This is a genomic window from Nocardioides bruguierae (genome assembly GCF_023656415.1).
In the GTDB taxonomy this organism is placed as follows: Bacteria; Actinomycetota; Actinomycetes; order Propionibacteriales; family Nocardioidaceae; genus Nocardioides; species Nocardioides bruguierae.
On sequence record NZ_JAMOIL010000002.1, the window covers coordinates 152,115 to 167,410 of the forward strand.

At 73.6% G+C, this 15,296-nt stretch carries 16 protein-coding genes and 2 tRNA genes; 6 read left to right on the forward strand and 12 right to left on the reverse strand.

The window, feature by feature from the left end; genetic code table 11:
• Positions 1–633, reverse strand: a complete 633-nt coding sequence (locus tag M8330_RS03160) for a Type 1 glutamine amidotransferase-like domain-containing protein (RefSeq protein ID WP_250826157.1) — start codon at positions 631–633, stop codon at positions 1–3.
• A gap of 199 nt (positions 634–832) precedes the next feature.
• Here M8330_RS03160 and M8330_RS03165 point away from each other — a divergent pair, with 199 nt between their 5' ends.
• Positions 833–1,876, forward strand: a complete 1,044-nt coding sequence (locus M8330_RS03165; RefSeq protein WP_250826158.1) for a permease — start codon at positions 833–835, stop codon at positions 1,874–1,876.
• Positions 1,877–1,904: 28 nt separating this feature from the next.
• Positions 1,905–2,162, forward strand: a complete 258-nt coding sequence (locus M8330_RS03170) for a thioredoxin family protein (protein WP_250826159.1) — start codon at positions 1,905–1,907, stop codon at positions 2,160–2,162.
• A 67-nt stretch (positions 2,163–2,229) separates the two neighbouring features.
• On the opposite strand, the gene M8330_RS03175 is transcribed toward M8330_RS03170, so the two are convergent.
• From M8330_RS03175 to M8330_RS03205, 7 genes are all read right to left on the reverse strand, one after another.
• Positions 2,230–2,306: transfer RNA gene (locus M8330_RS03175), tRNA-Met, on the reverse strand.
• A 203-nt stretch (positions 2,307–2,509) separates the two neighbouring features.
• Positions 2,510–2,586: transfer RNA gene (locus M8330_RS03180), tRNA-Met, on the reverse strand.
• Between the two features lie 104 nt (positions 2,587–2,690).
• Positions 2,691–5,840 (reverse strand): UPF0182 family membrane protein, encoded by a 3,150-nt coding sequence (locus M8330_RS03185; RefSeq protein ID WP_250826160.1) that lies wholly within the window; start codon positions 5,838–5,840, stop codon positions 2,691–2,693.
• 158 nt (positions 5,841–5,998) lie between these two features.
• On the reverse strand, positions 5,999–6,616 hold the full coding sequence (locus tag M8330_RS03190) for a PPA1309 family protein (protein WP_250826161.1): 618 nt from the start codon (positions 6,614–6,616) through the stop codon (positions 5,999–6,001).
• 27 nt (positions 6,617–6,643) lie between these two features.
• Positions 6,644–7,717 carry a YlbL family protein gene (locus tag M8330_RS03195; RefSeq protein WP_250826162.1) on the reverse strand — a complete coding sequence of 358 codons (1,074 nt, stop codon included), beginning with the start codon at positions 7,715–7,717 and terminating at the stop codon, positions 6,644–6,646.
• 97 nt (positions 7,718–7,814) lie between these two features.
• Positions 7,815–8,048, reverse strand: coding sequence for a hypothetical protein (locus tag M8330_RS03200; protein WP_250826163.1), 234 nt, complete (start codon positions 8,046–8,048; stop codon positions 7,815–7,817).
• A 97-nt stretch (positions 8,049–8,145) separates the two neighbouring features.
• Positions 8,146–8,595 carry a molybdenum cofactor biosynthesis protein MoaE gene (locus M8330_RS03205; protein ID WP_308195967.1) on the reverse strand — a complete coding sequence of 150 codons (450 nt, stop codon included), beginning with the start codon at positions 8,593–8,595 and terminating at the stop codon, positions 8,146–8,148.
• A 135-nt stretch (positions 8,596–8,730) separates the two neighbouring features.
• Here M8330_RS03205 and M8330_RS03210 point away from each other — a divergent pair, with 135 nt between their 5' ends.
• Positions 8,731–10,179 (forward strand): zinc-dependent metalloprotease, encoded by a 1,449-nt coding sequence (locus M8330_RS03210; protein WP_250826164.1) that lies wholly within the window; start codon positions 8,731–8,733, stop codon positions 10,177–10,179.
• A complete protein-coding gene (locus tag M8330_RS03215; protein ID WP_250826165.1) occupies positions 10,176–10,736 on the forward strand; it encodes an NUDIX hydrolase in 561 nt (186 codons plus the stop codon). The genes M8330_RS03210 and M8330_RS03215 overlap by 4 nt, the downstream gene beginning before the upstream one ends.
• Before the next feature lie 4 nt (positions 10,737–10,740).
• On the opposite strand, the gene M8330_RS03220 is transcribed toward M8330_RS03215, so the two are convergent.
• From M8330_RS03220 to M8330_RS03230, 3 genes are all read right to left on the reverse strand, one after another.
• Positions 10,741–11,295 (reverse strand): M48 metallopeptidase family protein, encoded by a 555-nt coding sequence (locus M8330_RS03220; RefSeq protein WP_250052833.1) that lies wholly within the window; start codon positions 11,293–11,295, stop codon positions 10,741–10,743.
• Positions 11,296–11,394: 99 nt separating this feature from the next.
• Positions 11,395–12,456, reverse strand: a complete 1,062-nt coding sequence (locus M8330_RS03225; RefSeq protein ID WP_250826166.1) for a PHP domain-containing protein — start codon at positions 12,454–12,456, stop codon at positions 11,395–11,397.
• Positions 12,457–12,605: 149 nt separating this feature from the next.
• Entirely contained in the window at positions 12,606–13,427 is an 822-nt protein-coding gene (locus M8330_RS03230; RefSeq protein WP_250826167.1) for an enoyl-CoA hydratase/isomerase family protein, read from the reverse strand.
• A 238-nt stretch (positions 13,428–13,665) separates the two neighbouring features.
• Between M8330_RS03230 and M8330_RS03235 the strand changes: the two genes are divergently transcribed.
• Positions 13,666–13,824 (forward strand): DUF5679 domain-containing protein, encoded by a 159-nt coding sequence (locus M8330_RS03235; RefSeq protein WP_168929624.1) that lies wholly within the window; start codon positions 13,666–13,668, stop codon positions 13,822–13,824.
• 200 nt (positions 13,825–14,024) lie between these two features.
• Positions 14,025–14,906, forward strand: a complete 882-nt coding sequence (locus M8330_RS03240) for a hypothetical protein (protein WP_250826168.1) — start codon at positions 14,025–14,027, stop codon at positions 14,904–14,906.
• A 26-nt stretch (positions 14,907–14,932) separates the two neighbouring features.
• On the opposite strand, the gene M8330_RS03245 is transcribed toward M8330_RS03240, so the two are convergent.
• Positions 14,933–15,136, reverse strand: coding sequence for a hypothetical protein (locus M8330_RS03245; protein ID WP_250052842.1), 204 nt, complete (start codon positions 15,134–15,136; stop codon positions 14,933–14,935).
• Positions 15,137–15,296: the final 160 nt, after the last annotated feature.

A 15,296-nucleotide genomic window follows, 5' to 3' on the forward strand; every position in this document is an offset into this window, starting at 1 on the left:
TCACGGTGAGGCGACGACGCGCGGGGTGCCGTCCTCGACGAGCAGCCCGCGGGCGTCGGTGAGGAACGTGAGCGGGTAGGCGTCGTCGTAGGTGCGCTTGATCTGCGCGATCAGCTCCAGCGGGTAGGGCGGCAGCAGGCCGTCCGCGTGCGGGACGACGACGGTGTCGACGAGCCCGAGCCCGTCGGTACTCGCCAGGCCGGGCGCGTCGGCCGGGTCGTCCATCGGCGTGAGCGGCTCGATGCTCGGGCCGGCCACCACCGAGCCCGCGCTGCACCCGACGTAGGGCAGCCCGGCCCGGACCTTCTCGACGAGGACCTCGTCCGCACCGCGCGCCCGGAGGGCGGCCAGCAGGACGAAGACGTTGCCGCCCGCGACGTAGACGGCGTCGACCGCGTCGAGCGCGTCGGCGAACACGCCGGCGTCGACGCTGTCGGCGGGTGGCAGCACCGCGACCTGGAAGCCGAGGCCGGCGATCTTCTCCCGCTCGGCGATGACGAAGGGCGCGTCGGCGTGGGGCCGCGCGGCGTCGGCGAGGTAGCCGAGGCGCGTCCCGGCCGCGGGCAGGGCGGTGTGGCGGGCCACGAAGTCCGTGACGGCGCCGGACCCCAGGGAGAGCAGCAGCAGAGGCATGCCGGCGACCGTACGAGGTGGCACCGACGCCCGTGTCCGGCCGGCGTCCGGCACGGCCCCGCATCCGACCCGGCCATGGCGTCCGGCACAGCCCTGGGTGACGTCCGGCCCCACCGCTCCCCCGCGCCGCGGAGGAGACTGGGGGTAGCGGCCCGGGCCCGGCGACCCGCCGGGCGGCGCCGTCGGAGTGGGTGTCGCCATGAGCGTGCTGCAGCAGCTGCCCGCCTCGTCCCGTGCTCGTGCGGGGCTGCTGGCGGTCGGCGCCCTCGCGTGGACGGCCGCCTACTGGGTCAACGGGCGGATCTGGGACCTGCTGCTCGTCGACCTGGTCGGGCTCGACCCGGACGCCCGGTGGACGGCGTCGCTGCGGTTCTTCTGCTACGACACGGTGAAGATCGCGCTCCTGCTGGGCGTGATCGTCTTCGGCGTCACGCTGCTGCGCTCCTACATGAGCGTCGAGCGCACCCGCGCCCTCCTCGGCGGTCGGCGCGAGGGCGCCGGCAACGTGCTCGCGGCCGGCCTGGGGGTCGTCACGCCGTTCTGCTCGTGCAGCGCGGTGCCGGCCTTCATCGGGTTCGTGGCCGCCGGCGTGCCGCTCGGCGTGACGATGAGCTTCCTCATCGCCAGCCCGCTGGTCAACGAGGTGGCCATCGGGCTGCTGCTCGGGCTGTTCGGCTGGCAGGTGACCGTGCTCTACGTCGCCGCCGGGCTGAGCGTCGCGATCGTCGCCGGCTGGGTGCTCGGGCGGCTGCACCTGGACCGGTGGGTCGAGCCGTTCGTGCTGGAGACCCCGGTGGTCGACGGGCCCACCGGGGCACGGCCCCGCTTCGAGGACCGGGTGCGCGCCGCCGCGGACGAGGCGCGGTCGGTGCTGCGCCGTATCTGGCCCTACCTGCTGATCGGCATCGGCATCGGCGCGCTCATCCACGGCTGGGCCCCCGAGGACCTCTTCACCCGGTACGCGGGCGAGGGGGCGGCGTTCGGCGTGGTCGTCGCCGTGCTGCTCGGCGTGCCGCTGTACTCCAACGCCGCCGGCGTCCTGCCCCTCGTGGGGGCGCTCTACGACAAGGGCCTGCCGATGGGGACGCTCCTGGCGTTCATGATGTCGGTGGTCGCCCTGTCGCTGCCCGAGCTGATCCTGCTCCGCCGCGTGCTCAAGCCGCCCCTGCTGGCCGTGTTCGTCGGCGTCGTCGCCTCCGCGATCGTCGCCGTCGGCTACCTGTTCAACGCCGTGCTCACCTGAGCGCGGCGCCCACCGGAAGGAGACCGCCATGCGAGCCCCGCTGCAGATCGCCGTCCTCGGGCCCGGCTGCCGCAACTGCCGCGCCCTGGAGAAGGCCACCCGTCGCGCCCTCGACGAGCTCGGCCTGGACGCCGAGATCAGCCACGTCACCGACTACGCGGCCATCGCCGCCCTCGGCGTCCTCGCCACCCCGGGCCTGGAGGTGGACGGCCAGGTCGTGCTCTCCGGCCGGGTGCCGTCCGTCGCCGAGGTCAAGGACCTGCTCGGTGCCGTGGAGGCGGAATGAGCCAGGCCCCAGCCGTCGTCCGGAAGGCAGAAGGCCCGCCAGGCTGGTGCCTGGCGGGCCTTCTGATTGGTAGCGGGGACAGGATTTGAACCTGTGACCTCTGGGTTATGAGCCCAGCGAGCTACCGAGCTGCTCCACCCCGCGTCGGTGAAGAGAACGTTACGCCTCGGGTCGACCCGAGCCAAATCGGTGGGCCGCAGGGGGCCCTTCCCGCTCGGATCACCCGGGCCCGAGGATCATCGCGGAGCCGCAGACGCACCAGGTACGTGCAGCGCTCCGCGATGACGCACGACCCTCATCCGGAAGGCAGAAGGCCCGCCAGGCTGGTGCCTGGCGGGCCCTCTGATTGGTAGCGGGGACAGGATTTGAACCTGTGACCTCTGGGTTATGAGCCCAGCGAGCTACCGAGCTGCTCCACCCCGCGTCGGTGTCTCCACACTCTCAGAGACCGAGGGCTGAGCCAAATCGGGCCACGTCGAGCCGCGGCCCCCGCCCAAGGAGGCAGGGGCCGCGGGCGGGTGCGACGGGTCAGCCGTCGGAGCCGGTGCTGTCCGAGGACGCGGAGTCGGAGGCGTCCGCGGACGGGGACGCCGAGGCGTCCGAGCCGGAGCCGGCGTCCGAGGCCAGCGAGAGCGCCTGGCTGATCGCGTCCTGCGCCCGCTCGACCTGGGTCTGGTACTCGCCCAGGTCACCGTCCGTGTAGGCCTGGTCGGCGGCGTCGAACGCGTTCTCGGCCCGCTGGAGCAGCTGGTTGATCTGCTGCTGCGTGGTGCCGGAGAGCGGGGTGTCGTTCGAGCCGGAGCCGGAGCCCGAGCCGGAGTCCGACCCGGTGTCGCCACCCGAGTCGGTCGGTGTGCCGCCCACGTTCGAGAGCAGGTCGCGCAGCGACTCGCGCAGCGTGGACCCGATCCCGATGTTGTTGCCGTAGGCGGTGGTGACGAACCGCAGCACCGGGTACGACGCCTCGGAGGCCTGCCGACGGATGTAGACCGGCTGGACGTAGAGGAACCCGTCGTCCAGCGGCACCGTCAGCAGGTTGCCGCGCTCGACGACGCCGTCGGTCCGGTTGAACTGGGCCAGGGCGTCGGCAATGTCCTCGTCGGAGGAGAACGTGTTGGCCACCTGCTCGGGGCCCGGTGTCTGCTCGGTCGGCAGCTGGAGCACCCGGATGGTGCCGTAGCTGTCGCTCGTCGCGTCGGAGTCCACCGACATGTACGAGGCCAGCACCGCACGGCCGATCGGCACGAACACCGACGTCAGCGACCAGGTCTGGCCCGACGCCGCGTCGGTGCTCGACCCGGAGCCGGTGCCGGTGCCCGAGCCGGAGTCGGTGCCGGAGTCGGTGCCGGAGTCGGTGCCGGAGTCGTCCGTGGTGTCCTCGTCCGCGGACGGGCCCACGTAGTCCTCACCGACGAAGAGTCGGTAAGGCGGCTGGTAGGACGTGCCCGAGGTGGTCGGGTCGGCCGGGACCTCCCAGCGGTCGTTGCCCTGGTACCAGTCGTCGGCGTCGGTCACGTGGTACCGGGCCAGCTGGTAGCGCTGCACCTTGAACAGGTCCTCGGGGTAGCGCAGGTGCTCGAGGAGCTCCTCAGGGATGTCGTCGCGCGACTCCACGGTCCCCGGGAAGGCGCTCATCCACGCGGAGAGCATCGGGTCCTCGGTGTCCCACTGGTAGAGGGTCACCTCGCCCGAGTAGGCGTCAACGGTCGCCTTGACCGCGTCCCGCATGTAGTTCACCTGGTCGGTGGGGATGGTCTGGAGACCGGTGTCCTCCGCGCGGGAGTCGTCGATCATCTCCGAGTACGACTCCTTCTCCGCGCCCGGGTAGGCGTCGGAGGTGGTGTAGCCGTCGACGATCCAGACGATCTTGCCGTCCACGACCGCCGGGTACGGGTCGGAGTCCAGCGTCAGCCACGGGGCGACCTTCTGCACCCGCTCGAGCGGGGTCCGGTCGTAGAGCACCTTGGAGTTGCTGTTCACCCGGCCCGAGAGCAGGAAGTTCGGGTCGCCGAAGCGGATCGCGTACATCAGCTCCTGGAAGGCGTTGCCCACGTCGCCGTCACCGGCGCCGGTGAAGGTAGTGGTGCCCGTGCTGTCCCCCTGCAGGTCGAGCTCGATGTCGGCGGCGTCCTCGCTGGCCTTGCCGACGATCGAGTACTCGCTGGAGTCCTCGCCGTAGTAGATCCGGTCCTCGTAGCCGCCGGTCACGTCCTGCAGGTCGTTCTCGTTGGCGGCGGTGCCCTGCGCCCACTCCAGGCCCGCGGTGGTGTCGCTGCCGGACGTGGAGGACGAGCTGTCGTCGACCTCCAGCTCGGCCCCGTCGACCCGGTCGCGCTGGTTGGCGTAGGCGGCGATGACGCCGTTGCCGTGGGTGTAGACCGTGTGCAGGTTGGCCCAGTTCTGCTCGGGGATGCCCGCGGAGTTTAGCTCGCGCACGCCCAGCACGAGGGCCCGGTCGGTGCCGTCGACGTCGTAGCGGTCGACGTCGAGCACGTCGGCGGTCGTGTAGTAGTCGCGGACCTGCTGGTCCTGCTCGAACGCGTCGGAGACCAGCTGCGGGTCGACCAGCGGGATCGACTTGGTCTCCCCGTCCAGGGAGGCCAGCGAGACGCCGAGGGTGTTCTCCGGGCTGAAGTCGGTGATCTCGACGTTCGTCAGGTCGTAGGCGTCCCGCGTGGCGTCGATGTTCTTGGCGATGTACTCGTTCTCGCGCACCGGCTCGGACGGGCGCACCTGGAACTGCTGCACCACGCCCGGCCAGATCAGTCCCAGGATGACGGCGGAGAGCGCGAGCAGCGCCACGCCCACGCTCGGCAGCATCCACGTGCGGCGCCAGACGTTGACGAAGAACAGGACCGCGCAGATCACGGCGATGCCGAGCAGGATGTTCTTGGCCGGCAGCACCGCGTTGTCGTCGGTGTAGGTGATGCCGGTGATCAGCGAGCCGGACTGGCTGGCCAGGTCGAAGCGGTCCAGCCAGTAGTCGACGGCCTTCGCCAGCACCAGCAGGCCCACCAGCAGCGAGAGCTGCGCCTGGGCCGGGCCGGAGAGCCGGTCCCCCGGTGTCTGGAGCGAGATGCCGCCGTAGAGGTAGTGCGTCAGCGCCGTCACCAGCGCGGCCACGACCAGCGTCGCCATCACGAAGTCGGTGAGGTAGTGGTACCAGGGCAGGTCGAAGATGAAGAACCCGATGTCCCGGTCGAAGTAGGCGTCGGTCTGCCCGAAGTCGCCACCGTTGCGCCACAGCAGGTAGTCGCGCCAGCTCGCCGAGGCCGAGGTGCCGCCGAAGACGAACAGGACGCCGGCGGTCGCCAGGAGCACCCAGCGGCGGATCGGCGTCACCGCGTCCCGGTAGCGGCGCACGCCCCCGGCGTCCGGCATGCCCACGAACAGGGGCCGGAACCGGTAGGCGATCACCATGTTCACGGCGGCCACCAGGCCCATGACGAGGCCGAAGACCACGAACAGGACGACGCGGGTGCCCAGCAGCGTGTTCCACACGCTCACGAAGCCACCGGCCGAGTACCACGCCCGGTCGGTGTAGACGCCGGCGAAGCTGGTGAGCCCGAAGAAGAACACCACCAGGACGACGGCGGTCGCGATCAGCGCGCGCGTGCGTGCCGAGGCACGTTCGGGCTGCTGCTCGGGGGTGCTGGGCTGCTCGAAGGTGTCGCTCACGCTCTCCTCGTCTCGTCACCGGGCGCGGGGGCCGGGCATCCAGGGTGCTGCTGGTGGTGCAGGTGCTTGCTCAGGGTGCTGCTCAGGGTGCTGCTCAGCCCGTTCTGCGGGGTCTCTCAGGTGCTCCAACGACCGGGAGGCCCCGGGAGTGCCGCCGATCAGTCCTCGACCAGGGTCGCGGACAGCAGCTCCAGCAGCGAGGGCACGAGGTCCGTGCCGCCCACCACGAGGGACTCCTCGTCGTGGCTGCGGAAGCGCATCGCACAGTACGTGGAACCGGTCCGCGTCGTCCCCGCAACCAGGCGCATCTCCTGGCGCAGCGGGTGGTTCGCGGCGAACTCGGTCGCCTCGTCGTCGTCCTCGGGGATGTCCTCGTGCACCTCCGGCGGCAGCACGATCCGCTCCACGACGGCCGCACAGCCGGCCACCGAGCCGGGCCACGAGATGCCGGGGAGCACCTGCTCCAGCGGCACGTTCGGGTTCAGCGAGTCCTGCTCCACCGGCGTCAGCGAGCCGTCCTCGGACGGCTGGTCCAGGCCCATCAGGGCCGCCAGCTCCGGCTCCTGGGCCACGAGCGCCGCGGTGTCGACGAGGCCGAAGAGACGCGCGGGCTGGTCCCAGCCGGCCTCGGCGACGTGCTTCTCGATCTCCAGCACGGCGGTGGCCAGCGCCGGGTCGGCGTCCAGGTCCAGCTTGGCGGCGTCGACGGTCTCCGGGAACGGGTCCTCGGGCAGGTCCGTGGGGCCGGTCGGGTCGGCGGGGTTCTCGTCAGGCATGGCGGCTCGCTCTCGCGGTTCGTCGTCTCACTGGTTCGAGCAGGTGGGCAGGTCGGGGTCGTCCGGGTCGGCGACCCAGTCCTGGACCGCGGCGAGCGCGGAGTCGAAGTCGTCCGCCCGCAGCAGGGTGGGGCTGCCGTCGTCCACCTCGAGGGCGTCGGCGCAGTTGTCGGCCGGGACGAGGAACACCTCGGCGCCGTCGCGCTCGGCGCCGGCGATCTTCTGCTGGATGCCGCCGATCGGCCCGACGGTGCCGTCCTCGCTCATCGTGCCGGTGCCGGCGATGACGTGCCCGCCGGTCACCGACTCCTCGGTGAGGGTGTCGTAGACGGCGAGGGAGAACATGAGACCGGCGCTGGGCCCGCCGATGGAGGAGTCGATGTCGATCGAGACCTGCACGGGGAACTCGTAGCCGGTGCCGGGGGTGAACCCGACGCGGTAGACGCCGTCGTCCCCCTTCTCCGGGGTGATCGTCACCGTGCGGCGCTTGCCGTTGCGCTGGAGGACGAGGGTGACGGGGTCTCCCCCGCTGCGGCGGATGGTGCGCACGAGCATCTGGGTGCCGGTGACCTTCTCGCCGTTGATCCGCAGCACCAGGTCGCGCACCTTCAGCACCCCGTCGGCGGGGCTGCCGTCCTGCACGAGCGCCACCATGAGCACCGGGCTGACGTCGTAGCCGAGGGCCTCCTCGGCCACGGCGACCGCGACGTCCTGCGAGGTCACCATCTGGATGGCGCCCTTCTGCTCCTCCTCCTCGGCGGTGGTGTCGTCGGGGTGCACGTAGTCGTAGGGGTAGACCGCCTCGGAGGGGTCGAACCACGCCCACAGCAGCTCGGGCAGGGGCATCTGACGGTCGGTGGCCGAGACCGACACCGTCGTCATCCGCAGCTGGCCGGAGTCGTCGTAGTAGGCCTTGGCCCCGTCGACGCTGATGATCTCGCCGTCGCCGCTGCCACCGACCGCGTCGCCGGAGATCCCGAGGACGTCGATCGTCGGGCCGGGCGCGTAGGTCGCGTAGGGCAGGCCGGTGAAGGCCACCGCCACGAGCAGCGCGATCACCACGGGCACCGCGAGCACCGCGGCCAGGGTGCGCTGCGTCATGCGGCAGATCGTCCCATGCCGCCCAAGACGGACGGGGCGCGGCCCTGCGCCCGGCCGCTGCACCCGGCCGCTGGGCGCGGGCGTGCGGGTCACCGGGTCAGCCGGGCGGTCGCGGCAGCCGCGAGCGACGCACGGCGAGGCCGGTACCGCGGTCGGCCTCCGGGCGCGGCGCGGCGTAGCGCAGCGGCGTGCTGCGGCCCAGGCCCTTCTCCAGGCGTGCCAGCAGCACCTCGCGGTCGGGCTCGCGGCGGGTGCGGCCCAGCCACGCGACCCATCCCATGGCGAGCACGGTGACGACGGCCGCGGGCACGAGCCAGAGCAGGACCTCCACCCGGCCACGGTAGGACGCCGGCGGCCCACCCCGGCGGCGGCGCGCTGGGCCGCGGACGGGCCAGCGGAACGGTCAGTGGCCCGGGGTCAGGCCCGGGTCACGGCGTGCCGACCCACTCCTCGCCGCCGTCGCTGAACCGCTGGTGCTTCCAGATGGGCACCTGCTGCTTGAGCGTGTCGATGAGGTCGCGCGAGGCGGCGAAGGCGACGTCGCGGTGGGCCGCGGCCGCGGCGACCACGACCGCCACGTCACCGATCGCCAGCGTGCCCACGCGGTGCACCGCGGCCAGGGCGCTCACGCCGTGCCGGCCCGCCACCTCGGCGCAGACGTCCTCCAGCCGCGCCAGCGCGCTCGGGTGGCCGGTGTAGTCGAGGCCGTCGACGCCCCTGCCGCCGTCGTGGTCGCGCACGCGGCCGACGAAGAGGGTCAGCCCGCCCGCGTGCTCGTCGTCGCAGGCGTCCATCACCTCGGTGACGTCCAGCGGCGTGTCGCGGACGTCGACGAGTCGGACGACGGGCCTGCCGGGGCTTCCGGGCTGCTCGCTCACCGGGCCAGGCTAGTGCGCCGCCCTCCGGGGACGCCCCCGGCCCGCCCGGCACGGCGCTCGTGCCCGGAAGGTTCCCGGGTTCGCGGGCCGCGAACAGACGGGGGTCCGCGCCCGGCACCTGGGTACCGTGGACCCATGAGCGAGACCCCCGGCGACGACGAGAACAACAACCCCTTCAAGGGGACGCCGTTCGAGCACCTGTTCGGCCAGGGCTCCGGTGGCCAGGGCGGAGCCGGCGGCTTCGACATGTCGCAGCTCTTCGGCGCGGGCGGCCCGCTGGCGGGCGCGGGCGGGGCCGGCGGCTTCGACATGAACGCCCTGATGGGCCAGTTCCAGCAGATGATGCAGCCCTACGACGGCCCCCTGAACTGGGAGCTCGCCCAGGACGTGGCCCGCAAGACCGTCGCCCAGTCCCCCGACCCGTCCCCGTCGGGCAAGCAGCGCGACGCCGTGGCCGACAGCCTCCGGCTCGCCGACCACTGGCTGGACTCGGCCACCGACCTGCCGTCGGCCGTCACCGCGACGGCGGCGTGGAGCCGCGCCGAGTGGGTGGTCGCGACCGCCGACACGTGGAAGACCCTGGTCACCCCCGTGGCCGAGTCTTCCGTCGGGTCGATGGGCGACGCCCTGCCCGAGGAGGCCAAGGCCATGGCCGGCCCCTTCGTCGGCATGATGAGCAAGGCGATGGGCGGCATGCTCGCCCAGCAGACCGGCTCGGGCATCGGCACGCTGGCCGGTGAGGTGCTGAGCGCCTCCGACATCGGCATCCCGCTCACCGAGACCGGCAAGGCCGCCATCGTCGTCGCGAACGTGGAGAAGCTGGCCGAGGGCCTGGACGTCTCCTACGACGACGTCCTCCTCTACGTCGCGCTGCGCGAGGCCGCGCACGAGCGCCTCTTCGCCAACGTGCCGTGGCTGCGCGAGCACGTGCTGGGCACCGTCACCGACTACGCCCGCGGCATCTCGATCAACACCCAGGCCATCCAGCAGCGGATGGAGGAGCAGCTGCGCGGCGTCGACCCCAGCGACCCCGCCTCCTTCCAGCGGCTGATGGAGGAGGGCATGTTCGAGCCGCCCCGCTCCCCCGTGCAGGAGGCCGCCCTGGCCCGCCTCGAGACCGTGCTCGCGCTGATCGAGGGCTGGGTCGACGAGGTCGTCGGCCAGGCCACCGAGGGCCGCATGCCCACGGCCGGCAAGCTGCGCGAGACCATGCGCCGCCGTCGCGCCAGCGGCGGCCCCGCGGAGGAGACGTTCGCGACCCTCGTCGGCCTCGAGATGCGTCCCCGCCGCCTGCGCGACGCCTCCACCCTGTGGGGCTCGCTGCGCACGCGACAGGGCACCGAGGGCCGCGACGGCGTCTGGACCCACCCCGACCTGCTGCCCACCGCGCAGGACCTCGACGACCCGTTGACCTTCCGCGCGGACGCCTCCCAGCCGGACGCGCTCAGCGACGAGGAGTTCGACGCCGAGCTCTCCGCCCTGCTCCAAGGCGGCCTCTCCGGGACGGCCCCGGAGGACGTGGTCGACGAGGGCTCCACCGACCAGGGCGACGAGCCCGACGAGGGCGGCCCGACCCCCGCATGAGCCTGCACGACGACGCCCTGGCCCGGCTGGAGGCGTGGTCGGCGCCCAGCACCGAGCAGGAGCGGCTGCGCGAGCGCTACGTCGCGCACCTGCGCACGCACCCCGACGCCTGCGACCGGTCCTGCCGGCCCGACCACCTGACCGCCAGCACGCTGGTGCTCTCCCCCGGCGGCGGCCACGTGCTGCTGACGCTGCACGCCAAGGCGCGGCAGTGGTTCCAGCTGGGCGGGCACTGCGAGCCGGGCGACACCACCCTGGCGGCCGCGGCCCTGCGCGAGGCCACCGAGGAGTCGGGGCTGGGCGAGCTCGAGCTCGACCCGGTGCCCGTCCAGCTCTCCGAGCACGCGGTGCCGTTCTGCGGCACGCCGACGTCTCCCGGCGAGCGCCCGGTGCACCACCTGGACGTGCGGTTCCTGGCCGTCGTCCGCGGTGAGGCCGACGCGGTGGTCAGCGACGAGTCGTTGGACGTGCGCTGGTGGCCGGCGGACGGGCTGCCCGACCCGCAGCCCGACATGGTCGAGCTCGTCGACCTCGCGCGCGCCCGGCTGCGCGCCTGAGCCCTCAGTCGACCTCGGACTCCTGGCCGGGAGGCTCGGCCACGGCGCCGGCGTCCGACCAGCCGAGCAGGTAGCCCTTCGCGCGCTCCGTGTGCGGGTAGCCGTTGACCCAGCCCCAGAAGTTGTCGTCGTGGCCGGGCTCCAGCAGGTGCGCCAGCTCGTGCACGATCACGTAGTCGACCACCCACGAGGGCATCGCCTGGAGCCGTTCGGAGAGCCGGATGGTGCGGTCACCGGGCGTGCAGGAGCCCCAGCGGCTGGTCTGGTTCGAGACCCAGCGCACCGAGACCGGCGCGGCCAGGCCTCCCAGGTAGGTGTCGGAGAGGACCCGGGCCCGCTCGAGCAGCTCCTCGTCGTCACGGCGGCTGCGCTCGTCCGCCTCGACGCGGGCCACCATCGTCTCGACCCAGGCGTGCTCCTCCTCGTCCGAGAGGGCGTCGGGCACGAGGACGACGACGCGCTCGCCCTCCCGGTAGGCCGAGACGGTCTGGCGTCGACGCGCGGAGCGCCGCACCTCGACCTCGACGGCGTCCACGGCCGCGATCGTGGTGGACTCCACGGGCTCCTCCGTTCCACCGGGGCGGGGCCGTGACGGGCGGTCGTGGGCAGCACGCACCCGCGACCGACGTGCCTCGCGGGTGGGGGGCATGTGTCCAGGTTAACCGTTCGCCCAGGCGAGCAGGCGCTCCCGCGGCCACGTGTTGACGATCCGGTCGGGGTCGATGCCGGCGGCCTCGGCGCGCTCGCAGCCGTGCACGAGCAGGTCGAGCTGGCCCGGCGCGTGGGCGTCGGAGTCGATGCTGAACAGGCAGCCGAGGTCGCGGGCGAGCTCCAGCAGCCGCGTCGGTGGGTCCCGTCGTTCGGGCCGGGCGTTGATCTCCACCGCCGTCCCGGTCTCCGCGCAGGCCTCGAGCACGGCGCGCGCGTCGAAGCGCGACTCCCCGCGCGTCCCCCGGGACCCGCCGGTGAGCCGGCCGGTGCAGTGGCCGAGCACGTTGGTCAGCGGGTTCCGCACGGCCGCCACCATGCGCCGCGTCATCGGCTCGGCGTCCATGGCGAGCTTGGAGTGGACGCTGGCCACGCGCACGTCGAGCCGGGCGAGCAGCTCCTCGGTCTGGTCGAGCGAGCCGTCGTCGAGGATGTCGACCTCGATGCCCGAGAGCAGCGTGAAGGTGCCCCCTCCGGCGGCGAGGTGCGCGTTGACGGCCGTCACGACGTCCAGCTGGCGCGCCAGCCGCTCCGCCGAGAGGCCGCGGGCGACCTTCAGCCGCGGGCTGTGGTCGGTCAGCACCTGGTAGTCGTGCCCCAGCTCCAGGGCGGTGAAGGCCATCTCCTCGATCGGCGAGCCGCCGTCGGACCAGTCCGAGTGCGAGTGCAGGTCGCCCCGCAGCAGCGCCCGCAGGTCGTGCCCGCCCTGGGTCAGCGGGCCGCCGTGCTCGGCCTCGACGCGCGCCAGCCGCTCCGAGACCACGCCGTCGACGGCGGCCGCGACGACCTCGGCCGAGCTGCGGCCGACCCCGGGCAGGTCGGTCAGGGTGCCGGTGCGGGCCGCCTCGGCGACCTGCTCGGGCGGCAGCGGGAGCAGCGTGGCCGCCGCCTTGCGGAAGGCCTTGACCTTGTAGGTGTCCTCCCGGGCGCGCTCGAGCAGGAACGCGACCCGGCGCAGGGCTGCGACCGGCCCACCCTCCCACGGGTCGCCGACGCGTGGCACCTCACTCATCCACAACCTCCACCGCAGCGACGTGCACATCCGGTGGAACACCGAACCTGCAGTTCAGAGGGCTCACGCTGACGCTCGTCGAGAAGTTCCCCACCGCTTCGTCCACACCTTTCCACATGGTTCTCCACAGCCCGTCTCACCGGCCCGTCTCACCGGCCGGTGAACCGCGGGCGGCGGCGCTCCCGGGCGGCGGCCAGCCCCTCGGCCAGGTCCGCCGTGGCCAGCGTGACCGGCTGGGCCAGGCCCTCCCACTGCAGCGCCGCCTCCAGGTCGGAGTGCCCGCCCCGGGCCAGGGCCAGCTTCGTGAGGCGCGCGGCCACCGGCGCGGTGGCGGCGATGCCGCGCACCAGCGCGAGGGCGGACGCAGCGAAGTCGCCGTCGTCCAGCACCTGGGTGACCAGCCCCAGCCGCAGGGCCTCGTCGTCGGCGACCAGGCGGCCGGTGAGCAGCAGGTCGCGGGCCGCGGCGTGGCCCACGACGTCGGGCAGCAGGTGGGTGGTGCCCATGCCCGGGTGCAGCCCCAGCGCGGTGAAGGGCACGCCCATCCGTGCCCCGGGCGCGGCGACGCGGACGTCGCAGGCCAGGGCGAGGGCGAGGCCGGCGCCGATGGCGGGGCCGTTGATCGCCGCCACGACCGGCACCTCGAGGCGTCGGACTCCCAGCCAGGCGCGGTAGAAGCCCATCATCCGGGTCCGCAGGTCGTCGACGGAGGCGTCGGGCTCGGAGGCCAGCCAGGTGGTGTCCCCGCCGGAGCAGAACGCGGACCCGGCGCCGGTGACGAGCACGGCGCGCAGTCCGTCGTCCCCCTCGAGGTGGGCGAGCGCGGCCTGCCAGGAGGCGGTCATCTCGGTCGACATGGCGTTGCGCCGCTCGGGCTGGTCGAGCGTCAGCACGGCCACGCCGTCGTCGTGGCGCTCGAGACGCAGGTGCGTGAGCGGCAGGTCCGGGGTGTGCGGCAGCGGGGTCGCCATGCGGGCACGGTAGCCCGCCCGAGGTCCGGCGAGAGGGCACCCCGGGGGCCGTGCGTCCGGTCCCGCGCGGCGGGCCCGCACGGGAACGTTCGCCACGCGGACGGTGTGCCGCTGCGCCCTGCGTGGCCGTGTGTCGTAGTGTCGGCGCAGTCCGCCGCGCTCTGGCGGGCCTCGGAGGCCGCCCCGGCGGGCTCCGCAGAGACCGAGCACCACCCCCACAGACATCAAGGAGGCCGTCATGGCTGAGACCTGGAGCGGCGAGTTCTACTGCGTCAAGTGCAAGGAGAAGCGCGAGGCGACCGGCGAGGTCAAGGTGAACGACAAGGGCACCCGCATGGCCAAGGCCCAGTGCCCGGTGTGCAGCACCAACCTCAACCGCATCCTCGGCAAGGCCTGAGCACTCAGACCTCGCGTCGATCCGGCCGGGGGCCGTCCGCACGGACGGCTGCCTGAGGTCCGGACGCACGGCGGCGGCTCCCGCATCCCGCGGGGCTGCCGCCGTTCCTGCTTTTCAGCCCGCCCCCTCCCCCTCCTCGCTGCGCGGCGGGCCTGTGGACAGGCACGGCGGGACCCCGCGGGCCGGGTAGGACCCGGTGCATGACCCCACCGACACGCACCCCGCCCCCGTCGTCCTCCCGGCGACCCGATGCCCCCGCGGCGAGCCCGGTCCGCCTGCGCCTTTCTCCCGGCGCCGACCTGCGGCGCCGCGACCGCGACCACCTCCAGGTCGGGCTGTGGCCCTCGCCCGCGGCGGTCGTGCCCGACCACCCCGAGGTCCGGGCCCTGCTCGAGGTGCTGCGTGGCGGCCTGCGCCCCGACGGGCTCGCCACCTCGCGGCAGTCGGCCGCGCTGCGCTGCCTCGTCGAGGCGGGCCTGGTGGGTCCGGTCGGCGAGGCCGTCCCCGGCACGCTGACCGACCAGGACGCCGGCTCCGCGCCCGGTCGCCGAGCACGGCGCACGCGCACCGGGGTCGCGGTCAGTGCGCCGCACGGCCCGGCGACGCTGGCCGCGGCCACCACCGAGGCCCGCCGGCTCCTGGAGGCCGCGGGCACCCGGCTGGTCGCCGAGCAGGACGCCGACGTCCTCCTCGTCGTCGGGGCCGGCGAGCCCGAGCGCGACGCCCTGGACCCCCTCGTGGCCGATCGCCGCCCCCACCTGCTGCTCACCGCGCTGGCCGGGCGGGTGCGCGTGGGGCCGTTCGTGGAGCCCGGCCGTTCCGCGTGCCTGCGCTGCGTGGACCAGCACCGGCTCGACGAGGACCCCCAGCACGCCCTCCTGCTCGCACAGACCGGCGCCGAGCCGGAGGCCGACCCCGTGCTGCTGGGTCTCGGCACCGCCTGGGCCGTGCACGACCTCGTCGCCTGGGTGGACGGGGCGGCCTGCTCCACCTGGTCGGCCACCCTCGACCTGGGGCCGGTGCCGGCGTCGCGACGCTGGACGCGACATCCCGAGTGCCCGTGCACGTGGGAGGGCGCCTGAGCCCTGCGGGCGTCAGCGCCCAGGGCTCACCACCAGCGGGAGTCGAGCTTGCTCTCGATCGCGCGCAGGTGCTCGCGGCTGCACGCCGGGCAGTAGGTGCGGCGCTGCCCGCGCTCGACGGACAACGACCAGGTCAGGGCGCGGGCCTGGTCGGTCTCGACCGTGCCGCAGAAGTCGCAGGTGACGGCACCGGCCGCTCCCGCGGCGTCGTCCGTCGTCCGTGCGGTCATGTCGATCAGGGTAGGGACCCGGCGGGGTCCCCGCCCACTCCTCGGGCGCGATCGTGAGGCAGGTCGCGTCCGGACGCAGGCCGGCCCGGCCGGGGCGAGGCCCGGCCGGGCCGTGGTGGTGCTGCTGGTGCTGTCGTGCGTGCTGGTGCTGTGCTTGCTG